Source organism: Pseudomonas flavescens (assembly GCF_013408425.1).
Taxonomy (GTDB): Bacteria; Pseudomonadota; Gammaproteobacteria; order Pseudomonadales; family Pseudomonadaceae; genus Aquipseudomonas; species Aquipseudomonas fulva_A.
Genome location: NZ_JACBYV010000001.1, coordinates 704698 through 717544, shown reverse-complemented (window position 1 = coordinate 717544; position 12847 = coordinate 704698). Strand labels below are relative to the sequence as shown.

Annotated in this window: 14 protein-coding genes; 10 read left to right on the top strand and 4 right to left on the bottom strand. The window is 63.4% G+C overall.

All coding sequences use genetic code 11. From position 1 onward, the window contains the following. The first annotated feature begins 162 nt into the window (after positions 1 to 162). The 3 genes from FHR27_RS03080 to FHR27_RS03070 are packed head-to-tail and all read left to right on the top strand — an operon-like array spanning position 163 to position 2779. Positions 163 to 1185 (top strand): ABC transporter substrate-binding protein, encoded by a 1023-nt coding sequence (locus FHR27_RS03080; RefSeq protein ID WP_179537751.1) that lies wholly within the window; start codon positions 163 to 165, stop codon positions 1183 to 1185. Between the two features lie 11 nt (positions 1186 to 1196). Continuing rightward, positions 1197 to 1961, top strand: coding sequence for an ABC transporter permease (locus FHR27_RS03075; protein WP_042552718.1), 765 nt, complete (start codon positions 1197 to 1199; stop codon positions 1959 to 1961). Then, complete coding sequence (locus FHR27_RS03070; protein ID WP_179537750.1) at positions 1958 to 2779, top strand: ABC transporter ATP-binding protein; 822 nt, start codon at positions 1958 to 1960, stop codon at positions 2777 to 2779. Before FHR27_RS03075 ends, FHR27_RS03070 begins: the two co-directional genes overlap by 4 nt. A 70-nt stretch (positions 2780 to 2849) precedes the next feature. Here FHR27_RS03070 and FHR27_RS03065 read toward each other — a convergent pair whose 3' ends face one another. Then, complete coding sequence (locus tag FHR27_RS03065; RefSeq protein ID WP_179537749.1) at positions 2850 to 3545, bottom strand: GntR family transcriptional regulator; 696 nt, start codon at positions 3543 to 3545, stop codon at positions 2850 to 2852. Positions 3546 to 3960: 415 nt separating this feature from the next. Here FHR27_RS03065 and FHR27_RS03060 point away from each other — a divergent pair, with 415 nt between their 5' ends. From FHR27_RS03060 to FHR27_RS03050, 3 genes are read left to right on the top strand one after another with little or no spacing between them, the layout of a single operon-like run. Then, positions 3961 to 4443: a L,D-transpeptidase family protein gene (locus FHR27_RS03060; protein WP_042552715.1), complete on the top strand. Its 483-nt coding sequence runs from the start codon at positions 3961 to 3963 to the stop codon at positions 4441 to 4443. Between the two features lie 24 nt (positions 4444 to 4467). Next, positions 4468 to 5784 (top strand): PQQ-binding-like beta-propeller repeat protein, encoded by a 1317-nt coding sequence (locus FHR27_RS03055; RefSeq protein WP_179537748.1) that lies wholly within the window; start codon positions 4468 to 4470, stop codon positions 5782 to 5784. A 47-nt stretch (positions 5785 to 5831) separates the two neighbouring features. Then, complete coding sequence (locus tag FHR27_RS03050; RefSeq protein WP_179537747.1) at positions 5832 to 6350, top strand: O-acetyl-ADP-ribose deacetylase; 519 nt, start codon at positions 5832 to 5834, stop codon at positions 6348 to 6350. Between the two features lie 14 nt (positions 6351 to 6364). Here FHR27_RS03050 and FHR27_RS03045 read toward each other — a convergent pair whose 3' ends face one another. Next, complete coding sequence (locus FHR27_RS03045) at positions 6365 to 7567, bottom strand: MFS transporter (RefSeq protein ID WP_179537746.1); 1203 nt, start codon at positions 7565 to 7567, stop codon at positions 6365 to 6367. A gap of 168 nt (positions 7568 to 7735) precedes the next feature. On the opposite strand from FHR27_RS03045, the gene FHR27_RS03040 reads away from it, so the two are divergent. Further along, positions 7736 to 8626, top strand: coding sequence for a LysR family transcriptional regulator (locus FHR27_RS03040; protein ID WP_042552711.1), 891 nt, complete (start codon positions 7736 to 7738; stop codon positions 8624 to 8626). 561 nt (positions 8627 to 9187) lie between these two features. On the opposite strand, the gene FHR27_RS03035 is transcribed toward FHR27_RS03040, so the two are convergent. After that, entirely contained in the window at positions 9188 to 9730 is a 543-nt protein-coding gene (locus FHR27_RS03035) for a GNAT family N-acetyltransferase (protein WP_179537745.1), read from the bottom strand. A gap of 105 nt (positions 9731 to 9835) precedes the next feature. On the opposite strand from FHR27_RS03035, the gene FHR27_RS03030 reads away from it, so the two are divergent. The 3 genes from FHR27_RS03030 to zapE are packed head-to-tail and all read left to right on the top strand — an operon-like array spanning position 9836 to position 11528. Next, entirely contained in the window at positions 9836 to 10210 is a 375-nt protein-coding gene (locus FHR27_RS03030; RefSeq protein ID WP_179537744.1) for a hypothetical protein, read from the top strand. Continuing rightward, complete coding sequence (locus FHR27_RS03025; protein ID WP_179537743.1) at positions 10207 to 10404, top strand: helix-turn-helix transcriptional regulator; 198 nt, start codon at positions 10207 to 10209, stop codon at positions 10402 to 10404. The genes FHR27_RS03030 and FHR27_RS03025 overlap by 4 nt, the downstream gene beginning before the upstream one ends. Before the next feature lie 2 nt (positions 10405 to 10406). Then, a complete protein-coding gene (zapE, locus tag FHR27_RS03020; protein ID WP_179537742.1) occupies positions 10407 to 11528 on the top strand; it encodes a cell division protein ZapE in 1122 nt (373 codons plus the stop codon). Between the two features lie 125 nt (positions 11529 to 11653). Here zapE and FHR27_RS03015 read toward each other — a convergent pair whose 3' ends face one another. Continuing rightward, positions 11654 to 12841: a patatin-like phospholipase family protein gene (locus FHR27_RS03015; RefSeq protein WP_179537741.1), complete on the bottom strand. Its 1188-nt coding sequence runs from the start codon at positions 12839 to 12841 to the stop codon at positions 11654 to 11656. Positions 12842 to 12847: the final 6 nt, after the last annotated feature.

Sequence of the window (12847 nt, the reverse complement as noted above, 5' to 3'; positions counted from 1 at the left end):
CGCCAACCTGGGGCCTGTTCATCGACGCTGCGCGGATATCGCCCCAGCCAATCGTCAAAGGAACATGTAACTAATTGAATTTTATAAATTTATAAACCTGGAACGGCACGTGCTTGCAGCTATGCACGCGCCACCTTGCCAATCCGAGAACAGGGAAAACCGATGAAAGACGTCAAACCTGAAAACCTTCCGCTCAATCTGGATCGTCGCCAATTGATGAAGTGGCTGGCCGTGACGGGGAGCGCCATGACGCTCGGCAGCCTGCTTCCCGCAGGCGCGTTTGCCGCCGATGACGAGGAAATCCGTATCGGCTATTGGCCCATCGTTGGCGGCCTGCCGCTGTATGTCGCCCTGGAGCAAGGTTTTTTCAAGGAAGCAGGGCTGAACGTCAAAGGCGTCAAGTTCTCCAGCCCTCAGCAAATCGTCGAGGGCATGATAACTGGCCGGATCCACGGCTGTGCGAACGGCACCGCGACCGGCGCCCTCGGTCTGGGGGCGATCACCATGCCGGGGCTGTTCAAGATCATCTGCTCCAACCCGTCGAACCATCGACTGGTTCTGGATGAGTTTCTGGTTCCGCTCAATAGCACTGCGCAGAGCATCAGCGATCTGCAAGGCAAGAAAATCGCCTGCGGTCCGGGCATCCAGAACGTCACCATGGCGAAGATCATTCTGGAAAAGAACGGCTTCAGCGATCCCTCGGTCATCGAACTGCCAGTCGGCCAGCACGCGCCAGCCCTGGCGGCCGGCCAGATCGACGGGGTCTATACCCTGGAGCCGACCGGCACCGTGGGGCGCATGAAGAACCTGTCGCGCACGCTGGAAACCGGCGTCATCTCCAAATACGTGCTCGGTAATGCCGACGCCCCCTGGTTCGGTGGCGCAGCCGCGCTGAACAGCAGCTTCATCGAGAGCAAGCCGCAACAGACCAAAGCCTTCATCGCCGCCTACCAGAAGGCCGTGGCGTTCATCGCCTCGCAGCCGGAGCAGGCACGCAAGAACATCGTCGGCTACACCAGCATCGAATCGGATCTGGTGAACGAGGTACCGCTGCCCGGCTTCGTCATGTATTCCGACCTGAAAGGCGACAACTTGCAGTGGTTCCAGAAGTTCTATGACGTGTTCACAGAGCGGAAAATCTTCAGCAAACCAATCGACGTGGCTGCGCTGATCTATCAGGGTTGAGGAGAATCGTCATGACGTCACACTGGTCTTCTCGCCTGCTGCCGCTGATCGGCCCACTGCTGCTGTTTCTGTTGTGGCAGCTTGCCGTCAGTGCTCAATGGCTGAATCCGGTTCTGCTACCCTCGCCGCTCGAGACCCTGGGCTTCATGTTCCAGTCGTTCGCCGAGCCATCCATGCGTACCGACATCGCCTCGACGCTGTACCGAACCCTGGCCGCGTTCGCTTTCGCGGCTGCGGTGGGGGTGCCGTTGGGAGTCATTCTGGGCAGTAGCGAAAAGGTCTACCGCAGCCTGGAATTTTTGATCGACTTCTTCCGCTCGACGCCCTCCTCGGCGCTGATCCCGTTGTTCATGTTGATTTTCGGCATCAGCGATGCGAACAAGATCGCTATCGCCGCATTCGCCGCCGTGCTGGTGATTCTGTTCAACAGCGCCTACGGCGTGATGAACGCCAAGAAAACCCGGCTGATGGCCGCCAAGGTAATGGGCATTTCGCGCTGGCACATCTTCAAGGACATCCTGCTGATGGAAAGCCTCGCGCAAACCTTCGTCGGCTTGCGTACCGGGGTGTCCATCGCCCTGGTGATCGTGATCGTCGCGGAAATGTTCATCGGCTCGGAAAACGGCCTGGGGCACCGGATCATCGATGCGCAACAGGTATTCAACATCAAAGACATGTACGCCTCGATCCTGATCACCGGCGCCCTCGGCTATCTGCTGAACCTGGCGTTCCTGCTGATCGAGAAAAAAACCGTCCACTGGAGTAGCCAGGCATGACGCACGCTCTTTCCCTCGCCCCAGCCCTCGACAAGCCACAGGTACCCGGTGCGGCACCGCGTGCCGACACCCATGTCACCATTCGCGGCCTGAGCAAAGCCTTTGCCGGCCAGCCGTTGTATACAGATCTGGATCTCGATCTGCCGCGCGGCAAGATCGTCTCGACCTTCGGGCCCAACGGCTGCGGCAAGTCGACACTGATGAACATGATCGCCGGGCTGATGCCGATGGATAAAGGCGAGATTCTGTTCGATGGCAAGACGCTCGCCCAGACCAAGATCGGCTACGTGTTCCAGAACTACCGCGATGCGCTCTTTCCGTGGATGAGTGCCCGCGCCAACATCGCCTACCCCTTGGTGCGTCAGGGCATGAGCAAGGCCGATGTGAACGCACGTGTCGATGAGCTGACGCGGATGTTCGATATCCGCTTCGATCTGAATCGTTATCCGTACGAGCTTTCAGGTGGCCAGCAACAGACCGTGTGCATCATGCGGGCGCTGGCGCCGCGCCCGGAAGTGATGTTCCTCGACGAGCCGTTTTCCGCGCTGGACTTCGAGATGACCTTGTTCATCCGCGACAAATTGCAGGAGGTGCAGTTGGCGACCGGGGTCACCATGCTGATCGTTTCTCACGACCTGGAAGACGCGGTATTTCTGGCCGATGAGATCCTGCTGCTGACCCGGCGCCCCACCCAGATTGCCGAAATCGTCCCATTCGATCTGCCCCGACCACGGGGCGCGGAGATCATGAGCCATCCGGAGTTCGTGCGGGTCAAGGCTCATACGCTGGAGGTGTTCAGGCGGGAAATGGCGCTCTGAGTCGCAACCCATCGCGCAACGGCGAAGGCGCCGATCTGCCGCATTCATGGCAGATTCATGAGGTGCCGCGTTACAGCCCTGCGAGGGCCTGACGCAGATTGACCTCGGGCTCGGCCTGATCGTCCAGATCCAGCTGGTCTTCGAGCTCGCCCAGGTGATCGAGCATCACCGCAGCTGCCCGCTCATGCTCGCCGTTCTCCAGGGCGGTGATGATTTGCTGATGCTCGTCCGATGCGCAGGACGGTACGTCATTGCGCTGGTAGAGCGCGACGATCAGCGAACTGCGCACCATCAGATTGGCGAGGATCTCGCTGAGCACCGAATTGCCGCTGATCTCGCCGAGCATCAGGTGAAACTCGCTCAGCTCGCGAACGATGGCGCGGCGGTCGGTAGCGCTGGTGGCCTTGCGCTCATTGCTCATGTGCGTGGCCACCCGCTGACGCTGCTTGTGCATGATCGCCGGCGTGATGCTTTCGACGATGGCGCGCTCGATGGCGCGCCGTGCAGCGAAGACTTCGCGGGCTTCCTTGGCGCTGGGTTGAGCGACCATCGCGCCGCGGTTCGGCTCGATGGTGACGACGCGCTGCAAGGCCAGGCGCTGCAGCGCCACCTGAACATGATTGCGGTTGGCCTGCAGGGTCTCGACGATCTGCGCTTCGATCAGGCGCGTCCCGGGCGGTAAGCGATGCTGGGCGATGGCCTTGAACAGGACATCGACGATGCGCTGCACTTCGGCTTGCTTGCTGGTTACGGTCTTCGCAGCCATCCTGTCCTCTGATCCAACCTCGACGAGCCCTGATGGCCCGTCGCGAGCGCTTCCACTGACGCATTATCCGCCAGCCACATGGGTGGGGTAAATACGCCATGGCGACCTGATTCGCTAGCGCTGTGCAAATTGCCACCGGCTTGTGAGAAAGACGGGTAACGCCTGGCCCGAATGGGCCGCTGGAGTGCTCAAGGCGTAATGTTGCTAGCGATAGGCGAACCCCATGCTAACAACAAGACCTGCAGTGCCAAGGCATCCGCCTGGAACGAATGCCTGCCGCTACGCTCTACCTTGGCGCGAACGCGATGCAGTTGGCGCCTTGCAGATTCCTGGCCAGCTAGACTGCTGACTGGATTGGCGCGCAAAGCCCTCCGGCAACGCGAGAATGACCCTCCCCCATTCACCACAGGCCCTCATGAAAGCTGTTCTGCTTCTCTGTCTGCTGCTGTGCGGCGGCACCGTTCTCGCTACGCCCAAGGCCGATGCCGTGCGCGTCGACAAGAGCGCACGCACCCTGCAACTGATCGCCGAGGGCAAGCCTTTCGCGACGTTCGATGTGGTATTCGGCGCCAATCCCGATGGCCACAAACAGCAGGAAGGCGATGAGCGCACCCCGGAAGGACGCTATACCCTGGATTACAAGAAAGCCGATTCGGGTTACTACAAGGCCATTCACGTGTCCTACCCAAACGCTGCGGACGTAGCCAACGCCCGCTCCCGGGGAGTGGACCCAGGTGGCCTGATCATGATCCACGGCCAACGCAACGGCTGGGGCTGGTGGTCATGGCTGACCCAGCGCTTCGACTGGACCAATGGCTGCATCGCCGTTGACGATGCCTCGATGGAAACCATCTGGCAGGCCGTCGAGCCCGGCACACCGATTGAAATTCTGCCCTGAGCTTGGCCGCCGAAGGAGCGCTTTATGACGACGCTAACTCCCCAACAGCAATGGCAAGCCGCCGTGCTCGACTATGCCCGACAGGTCAATCGCTATGTCGAACAGGGTCTCAGCCAAGGCTGGGACGGCCTGAAGGAACCGCAACTGGCAGCGACCGAGCACCTGCTGCCGGCCCTGCTGGAGGCGTTGCAGGCCGCCAACGAGACGAATGCGGATGACGCCAGCCACGCCAACTTCCGTACCGACTGGCCACCGGCCCATCTGCCACTGGTGCCCCTGCTGGATGCCCAGGCCCAGGCGATAAGCGCCCTCGCCCTGCTCGACGACGGCAGCCTTCTGGCCCGCGTCGGCAGCGCCTACGAGCGTGGACGCCTGGTGCATATTCACGGCAACCAGTGGCACGACGTGATCGGCATCGACTTTTTCGGACGCTGCCCGGCACGCCGTTATTTCGCCTTTGCCAGGGCATCGGGCATCAGCGTGCACGATGGCTGGGCCGGCCCGCAGGTCGCCCAGTTCGCCTGGCCCACGGGGCTGGAAGGCTTGCCTGAGGGTGCCGGACTCGAGGCGCTGGAACACCCTCCAACGCCGACCGCGCTGATTCCCTTTCCGGATGGTCAGCGTGTGCTGCTGGTCAGTTCGGATGGCATCTTCGTGCTCGCCAGTGAGGCAACCACGCGCCTGCTGCCGCGCCCGGCGGATATCTGCGACGACCTGCACAAAGGCACCCCCGCCGACGACATCGTTCTGGGGCTGTCCATGGAGCACGGCGCCGTATCAGCGGATGGCCGCTGGATCGCGGTGGGCGAGCAATGTGGCAGTCATCTGGTGTTCGACAGCGCCCTGCAGCAGGTCGCCGAAGTAGGCCCGGCAGGCGAGTATCCGCATTTCGCCCTGTTCAATCGCCGCAGTGACCGCCTGATACTCAATGCCTGCCATTTCTACAACGGCGCGACCCTGAGCGTCGCCGTGGCGGACCTGCCCGGCATGCAGACCGACTTCTACAGCGACGATGAACGCACCCCGGTCGTGCAGGACGGTGCGCGGGTGTACGCCGGTGTCTCCCGTGGCGATACCTTCATCGTCGGAGATGCCTACGGCTATCTGCGGGCCTTCGACGAACAGGGCAACGAGCGCTGGCAGCATTTCATCGGCTCGACCATCTGTGCCATGGATCTGTCGGACGACGGCAATACCCTGGCCGTGTCCAGCTATGCCGGTTTCGTCTGCCTGATCGATCTGGACGCCGGTCGCCCGGCCTGGCAGATCGGTACCGGCGAGCATCAGGAACGGCAGCGCTGGCTGTTCTGGAAAGGCCAGAGCAAACCGCTGCTCTGGTGAGCCACGCCCCGTCACCAACGTTCGAACCTCGATCAGGAGACCCGGCCATGCCCGCCACCCTCACCGCTCTGCAGGGCGACATCACCAGACTGGACGTGGATGCCATCGTCAACGCGGCCAACTCCTCGCTGCTCGGGGGCGGTGGCGTCGATGGGGCGATCCATCGCGCCGCTGGCAGCGAGCTGCTGCACGAGTGTCGGCTACTCGGTGGCTGCAAGACCGGTGAAGCCAAACTGACCAGGGGTTACCGCCTGCCCGCCCGCTTCATCATCCACACGGTCGGCCCGGTCTGGCGCTCCGGCAGTCAGGGCGAGGCGCAGTTGCTCGCGTCCTGCTACCGCAATGCCCTGCGCCTGGCCGCGCAGCAGCGACTGAGCAGCATCGCGTTCCCCAGCATCAGTACCGGCATATACGGCTACCCGATCGAGCAGGCGGCGCGGATCGCCGTCACCACGCTGCGGACCGAACTGGCCAGCCATCCAGATATCGCTCAGGTGGTGTTCTGCTGCTTTTCGGCCGGTGATCTGGCGGTGTATGAGCGGGCTCTTGCAGAGCCGAACGCCTGAGCATCCTCGTGGGCCTAACCGGCGCGAGCGAAGCCGTGCACTCGGGCCATGAAGATGACCAGCCATGCCAGCAATCCCAGACCCGCGGCGCCCCATGGCAGTGCTGCGGCGCCCAGGCTCTGCAGGAACAAGCCACCGCATAAGCCGCCCCCGGCAATGCCGAGGTTCCAGGCGGTCACGCACATCGATTGCGCGATATCGGCGTCCTTGCCCGCTGCGCGAATCGAGGCGGTCTGAAACAGCGTGGGTACACCGCCGAATGCCAGCCCCCAGGCGGCCACACCGGTATACACCAGCAACGCAGATGAACCGCTGACCGCCAGCATCACGCAAGCCAGCGCCAGCAAGGCCGCACTCGACAGGCTCAGCAAGCGCAACCAGCGGTCGATCAGCATGCCGGTCAGCCAGATGCCCAGCAGCGCTGCCAGACCGAACGCCAGCAGCACCCGATCGACTTCCGCGCGCATGCCGAGGGGAGCCAGGAATGCGGCGATATAGGTGTAGAACAGGTTGTGAGCCAGCACGTAGATGAGGATGGCGAGCAGTACCGGACGGACGCCGGGCAGGCGCAATACCCGCGCAATCGGCAGCGGACCGGCACTGCGCTGCCCGGCAAAGTCCGGCAGGATGATGCGCCCCCAGACCAGCAGAATCAGGGTCAGCAAGCTCATCAGCATGAAGGTGTAGCGCCAGCCGATCGCATTGCCGAGAAAGGTGCCTGCCGGTATGCCGAGCGATAGCGCCAGCGGCGTGCCGACCATGGCCACCGCGATGGCCCGCCCCTGAAGATGAGGCGCCACCATACGCGCCGCGTACCCGGCGACCAGCGCCCACAGCAGACCAGCGAACACCCCGGCGAAAAACCGCACCACCAGGGTCAGGGGGTAATGGCTGGACAGCGCAGTGACCAGATTGACTACGGCGAACCCGCCGATGGCGATCAGCAACAGCGGTCGCCGCCGCCAGCTACGCGTCAGCATCACCAGCGGTATGGCCGCCAGCAGTGAGCCGAGCGCGTAGAGCGTGACCATCTGCCCGACCATGGCCTGGCTGACGCCCAGGTCCGCGCTCAGTTGCGGTAACAGTCCTGCTGGCAATGCCTCGGTAAGGATGGTGATGAAGCCAGCGCCCGCCAGCACCAGCAAGCCGTTCAGCGGCAAACGCTCGCGCTCGTTGGCCACCTGGCTTGCAGGCAGCAGATGTTCGTCTGTGTACATGGAAAGCGCCTGTAGAAGGGCTTGGCGCAGCGGAAAGCGGCCAATCGACCCGAGCAGCAGGTTAGGCAGCGGCGTTCTCGAGAAAAACAGGCTAAGGTTCGCAACTTAGCGGACATTTCTGTCCTCAATCCAATGCCCTTGCAGTCTGGGCCCGTGATGGAGTCCCGGATGGACAACCTCAGCGGTATCGGCGTGTTCGTACAGGTGGCCAACACCCGCAGCTTCACCGAAAGCGGCCGCCTGCTTGGCATCTCCTCTTCGGCAGTCGGCAAGAGCATCGCGCGACTGGAGCAGCGGCTGGGCATCCGCCTGCTGCACCGCAGCACCCGCAGCATGACGCTGACCGCCGAGGGTCAGCGCTTTCTCGAGCGCTGCCGGCGCGTGCTGTGCGAGCTGGAAGCCGCGCAACTGGAGCTCAGCAGCGCCGCCCTGGGGCCCAGCGGGCGCCTGCGCATCAGCATGCCGCGTGTGGGTGAACTGGTGATGCCGGTGCTGATCGACTTCATGCAGCGCTATCCGCAGATCGAACTGGATATCGACCTCTCCAACCGCATGGTGGACGTCTTCGAGGAAGGCTTCGATGCGGTGATCCGCACCGGCCCCATGCAGGACTCGCGGCTGACCGCCCGGCAGCTCGGCAGCTTTGCCCAGCAACTGGTGGCCAGCCCGGATTATCTGCACAGCCACGGCACGCCCCAGCAACCGGCGGACCTGCTCGAACATGCCTGCCTGATGTACCGCTTCCACGCCAGCGGCAAGCTTGATCGCTGGCCGCTGCGCGGCGCCAATGCGGAGTTGGAAGGTGCGCTCAGGCAGCGGGTGATCTGCAACACCCTCGACAGCCTGCTGCGGGTTACCCGCTCAGGCCTGGGAATCGCCTGCTTGCCGGACTTCCTGATCGCCGAAGACATTGCCGCTGGCCGCCTGCGGCCGGTGCTCGCCGATCACATGGAGCATGGTGGCGCGTTCTGGATGCTCTGGCCCAACAGCAAATATGCGCTGCCCAAGCTGCGTGTGTTCATCGATCATATGAGCACCACGCTATTCAGCAAGCCCTGAACGTGGCGAGTGGGTGACTGAAACGGAGGCTCGTCATGGCCAGCGAATAGTGACCACTGGTGGGCTGAAGCCCACCCTACTCCCCAGAGGCATGAACCGTAAAATGGTTACCACTGGTGGGCTGAAGCCCACCCTACTCCCCAGAGGCATGAACCGTAAAATGGTGACCGCTGGTGGGCTGAAGCCCACCCTACTCCCCAGAGGCATGAACCGTAAAATGGTGACCGCTGGTGGGCTGAAGCCCACCCTACTCCCGGGGCATGAACCGTAAAATGGTGACCGCTGGTGGGCTGAAGCCCACCCTACTCCCGGGGCATGAACCGTAGAATGGTGACCGCTGGTGGGCTGAAGCCCACCCTACTCCCGGGGCATGAACCGTAGAATGGTGACCGCTGGTGGGCTGAAGCCCACCCTACTCCCGGGGCATGAACCGTAAAATGGTGACCGCTGGTGGGCTGAAGCCCACCCTACTCGGGGGCATGAACCGTAGGGTGGGCTTTAGCCCACCAAAACCATTTAACCCGACGGTGGCTGGACGTTCCAGGCATGCGGTTCGGAGCTTCAGCCCAGCAAAGGCTTCTTCAGTACAAGGCGCATTCTTTGCGGCTGATCGCGGTGCCCGGCCGGTAGCTGGCAGACCGGCAAGTCGTCGACCCAGACGAAGCCGTATAGCCGATAAAGGGCCAGGGCTGCCTGATTGGACTTGAACACGTTCAATTCGATGCAGCGCATGCCCTGCTCGCGGCAATGCTCGATGACCTTTTCCAGCAAGCGCCGGCCCAACCCCTGGCGTCGCCAGCTGGCATGCACCTGCATGCCAAGGATGCCTACGGTCGCATCGCCCTCGGGCCGGCAGTAGCTGTCCGGGTAGGCTTCGGCGGTAGCGACGATGCGTCCTGCATGCTCGATCACATAGACCGCCCAGCCGTTGTCGGCCGCCCGCTCCAGCGCACGGGCGATGACGGCTTTGGGCGGTGCCTGGGGGCGAGTCGAGTACAGCCCTTCCGCTGCCACCTGGCTGAACAGCTCATGAAAGGCGTCGAGGTCGTCCATGCGGATCTTGCGCGGCTGCATGCCTGGGTCATCCTGAAAATCGTCGCCCATGCTAATCCAGAGCGCATCCGCGTAACCAGAGCAATGTAAAGCTAACTTGACTAACGAAAGGTCTCCCTCTAATGTAAAGCACACTTTCCATAGAAGGGATGCGTCATGAGCCAGAACCGTTTTCTCGTCCACTTCGCCCTGGCAATGGTTGCCTATGTAATCGCGGTGATCGTCAGCAGCCTGTTGCTCGGCACGGTTGCGCACGGCGCGCTGCGTACCCTGTGCGCGCTGATTCCCATTGCCCCGCTGATCGCCGTCGCCATCACGGTGATTCGCCAGGTTCGTCAGCTCGATGAACTGGCCCGCGCCATCCATCTGGAAGCGTTGGCCATGGCCTTCGTGGGTACAGCCCTGATCACCTTCAGCTACGGCTTTCTGGAGACTGCCGGCTTCCCGCGCCTGTCGATGTTCTTCGTGTGGCCAGTACTGGCCTGCCTGTGGGCACTGGGTTCGGTGATCGCCTGGAGACGCTACCGGTGATCAACCATGTACGTGAACGGCGCACCGAACGAGGCTGGTCACAGGCTGACCTCGGCGCGCAACTGGGCGTCTCGCGGCAGACCATCAACGCCATCGAGACCGGCCGCTATGACCCCAGCCTGCCCCTCGCCTTCAAGATCGCCCGGCTGTTCGAGTCACGCATCGAAGACCTGTTCCAGGCAGCCGAGGAGTGAGCATGCCGACAGCGGAACACTCGCCCCTGCAGCGTTATCTGCATGCCGTCGAGCACCAGGGCTTCGCTGCCGACGCTGCCCAGTTGCAGGCCGCGCACCTGCTCCAGGCCTGCCATGAAGCCCTGCACGCAGCATCAGCGCGAACGCCACCAGGGGTCTATCTGTGGGGCCCGGTGGGGCGTGGCAAGACCTGGCTGATGGACAGTTTCTACCACTCGCTGCAGGTTCCAGCTCGGCGTCAGCACTTCCACCATTTCATGCGCTGGGTGCACCGGCGCCTGTTCGAATTGACGGGCACCGCCGAGCCCCTCGCGATGCTGGCTCGCGAGCTGGGTACGGAGATTCGTGTGCTGTGCTTCGATGAGCTGTTCGTCAGCGACATCGGCGACGCGATCCTGCTCGGTCGCCTGTTCGGCTCGCTGTTCGATGAAGGCGTGGTACTGGTTGCCACGTCCAACCAGCCACCGGATCAGTTGTACGCCGGTGGCCACAATCGCGAGCGCTTTCTCCCAGCGATAGCCGCGCTGCAAAGACACATGCAGGTGGTCGCCGTGGATGGCAACCAGGATCATCGTCAGCACCCAGGCCAGCACTGCCAGCGCTACTGGGTTCGCGAGCCGGGCCAGCCCAGCGCCCTGCCCGCGCTGTTCGATTCGCTGAGTGGCGGCGAAACCGCCAGCCACGAAGCGTTGGCCCTCAACCACCGATTGATTGGCGCACAACGTCACAGCGACAAGGTGCTGCATTGCAGCTTCGATCAACTTTGCGTGGAGCCTCTCTGCGCCCAGGATTTCATCCTGCTGTGCGACCGTTTCACGGCCATCCTGCTCGGAGACGTGCCGGCCCTCAGTGCGCAGCAACGCCCCTCGAAGATCGCCCGCGGCACCGAAGATGCCGCCGAGCGGGTGGTGGCCGGTGACCGTCATCTGCCCGCCCTGTCGATCCACGACAACGCCGTGCGGCGCTTCATCGCCCTGGTGGACGAGTGCTACGACCGCCGCGTGCCGCTGTATCTGGAAGCCGAAGTGGCGCTTGAAGCGCTGTACACCGAAGGCTATCTGTCCTTCGCCTTCCGCCGCACCCTGAGCCGGCTGCAGGAAATGCAGATGCAGCGCTTCGGGTGACCGCGGGTGCGCCAGATACTGACTTGGTAGGTTGCAGGCTGGGCCGGGCGGCGATCCGCCTTACCCCACCCGGTCGCTAGCTCCCAGGCCCCAGCATGGGAGTTCGGGCCAGGGTGCTCCGTGCCCTATCCCTGCGCGGCCGTTGGCTCGATGCCGAGGAAAGTACACAGCTCGGCCTTCTTGGCCATGGCGTCCTGGTAGCCCAGCTCGATCAGTTCGCTGCAGTAGCCGGGTTCGAACAGCAGGTAGCTCAGCACCCCACCACCGCCATCGCGGGTCGCGCCGGGGCCGCGCAGGAACAGGCGCAACGCGGCAGGCATTTCGCGGCGATGGCGGGCGGCGATCACGTCCAGGGGCTGACTGGGGGAGATCACCAGCACCTCGACCGGCGTCAGGCCATAGGTGCGGCTGCGCTGCTCGGCAGGCACCAGCCGGCCCAGCTGATTGAGGCGTGCCAGCAGCTCGATGTCGCTCTCGACGTTATCGATGAAGGTGCTGTTGAGCATGTGCCCGGCGATCTGCGCCAGGCTCGGCATGCTGCCGGCCGGCCGTGGAGCCGCGGCGCCGGCGCTGTTCTGATCGCCTACCGGATTGCCGCTCACCCCCACCACCAGCACCCGGGTGGCGCCAAGGTGCAGCGCCGGGCTGATCGGCGCCATCTGCCGCACGGCGCCATCACCGAAATACTCGCGGTTGATCTTCACGGGCTCGAAGATCAACGGAATGGCGGTACTAGCCAGCAGATGGGGCAGCGCCAGACGGGTCGGTACGCCGACACGACGATGGCGGAACCAGGGATCGATAGCCGCCCGCCCCTGATAGAAGGTCACCGCCTGGGCCGACTCGTAACCGAAGGCGGTGACGGCCACCGCACGCAATTGCCGATGACGTATCGCGGCCGCGATCCCCGAAAAATCCAGCTCGCGTTCGAGCAAACCGGCCAGCGGCGAACTGTCGAGCAGCGCCACCGGCACCTGCTTGCCGAGACCAAGCATGCTGTGGCCGACGAAACGGCTGGCCTGGCGCAGTACGCCGGGCCAGTCGCTACGGTATACCTGATCGGTGTGGAAGCTGCGCCATACGGTGCTCAGTCGACGCACCGCCTCGCGAAAATGCAGGGCTCCGCAGGCCAGGCTGACGGCATTGATGGCGCCGGCGGACGTACCGACGATCACCGGAAACGGGTTGCCCGATGAATCGGGCAGCAGATCGGCGATCGCCGACAGCACGCCGACCTGATAGGCCGCGCGGGCGCCACCGCCGGAAAGGATGAGGCCAGTGGTGGACGGTTCGCTGCGGGCATCCTGCGTCATCGGGTC

Bases quoted from the DNA above. Each gene is read 5' to 3' on its own strand.
- FHR27_RS03080 (WP_179537751.1), top strand. From the start codon at position 163: ATGAAAGACGTCAAACCTGAAAACCTTCCGCTCAATCTGGATCGTCGC.
- FHR27_RS03075 (WP_042552718.1), top strand. From the start codon at position 1,197: ATGACGTCACACTGGTCTTCTCGCCTGCTGCCGCTGATCGGCCCACTG.
- FHR27_RS03070 (WP_179537750.1), top strand. From the start codon at position 1,958: ATGACGCACGCTCTTTCCCTCGCCCCAGCCCTCGACAAGCCACAGGTA.
- FHR27_RS03065 (WP_179537749.1), bottom strand. From the start codon at position 3,545: ATGGCTGCGAAGACCGTAACCAGCAAGCAAGCCGAAGTGCAGCGCATC.
- FHR27_RS03060 (WP_042552715.1), top strand. From the start codon at position 3,961: ATGAAAGCTGTTCTGCTTCTCTGTCTGCTGCTGTGCGGCGGCACCGTT.
- FHR27_RS03055 (WP_179537748.1), top strand. From the start codon at position 4,468: ATGACGACGCTAACTCCCCAACAGCAATGGCAAGCCGCCGTGCTCGAC.
- FHR27_RS03050 (WP_179537747.1), top strand. From the start codon at position 5,832: ATGCCCGCCACCCTCACCGCTCTGCAGGGCGACATCACCAGACTGGAC.
- FHR27_RS03045 (WP_179537746.1), bottom strand. From the start codon at position 7,567: ATGTACACAGACGAACATCTGCTGCCTGCAAGCCAGGTGGCCAACGAG.
- FHR27_RS03040 (WP_042552711.1), top strand. From the start codon at position 7,736: ATGGACAACCTCAGCGGTATCGGCGTGTTCGTACAGGTGGCCAACACC.
- FHR27_RS03035 (WP_179537745.1), bottom strand. From the start codon at position 9,730: ATGGGCGACGATTTTCAGGATGACCCAGGCATGCAGCCGCGCAAGATC.
- FHR27_RS03030 (WP_179537744.1), top strand. From the start codon at position 9,836: ATGAGCCAGAACCGTTTTCTCGTCCACTTCGCCCTGGCAATGGTTGCC.
- zapE (WP_179537742.1), top strand. From the start codon at position 10,407: ATGCCGACAGCGGAACACTCGCCCCTGCAGCGTTATCTGCATGCCGTC.
- FHR27_RS03015 (WP_179537741.1), bottom strand. From the start codon at position 12,841: ATGACGCAGGATGCCCGCAGCGAACCGTCCACCACTGGCCTCATCCTT.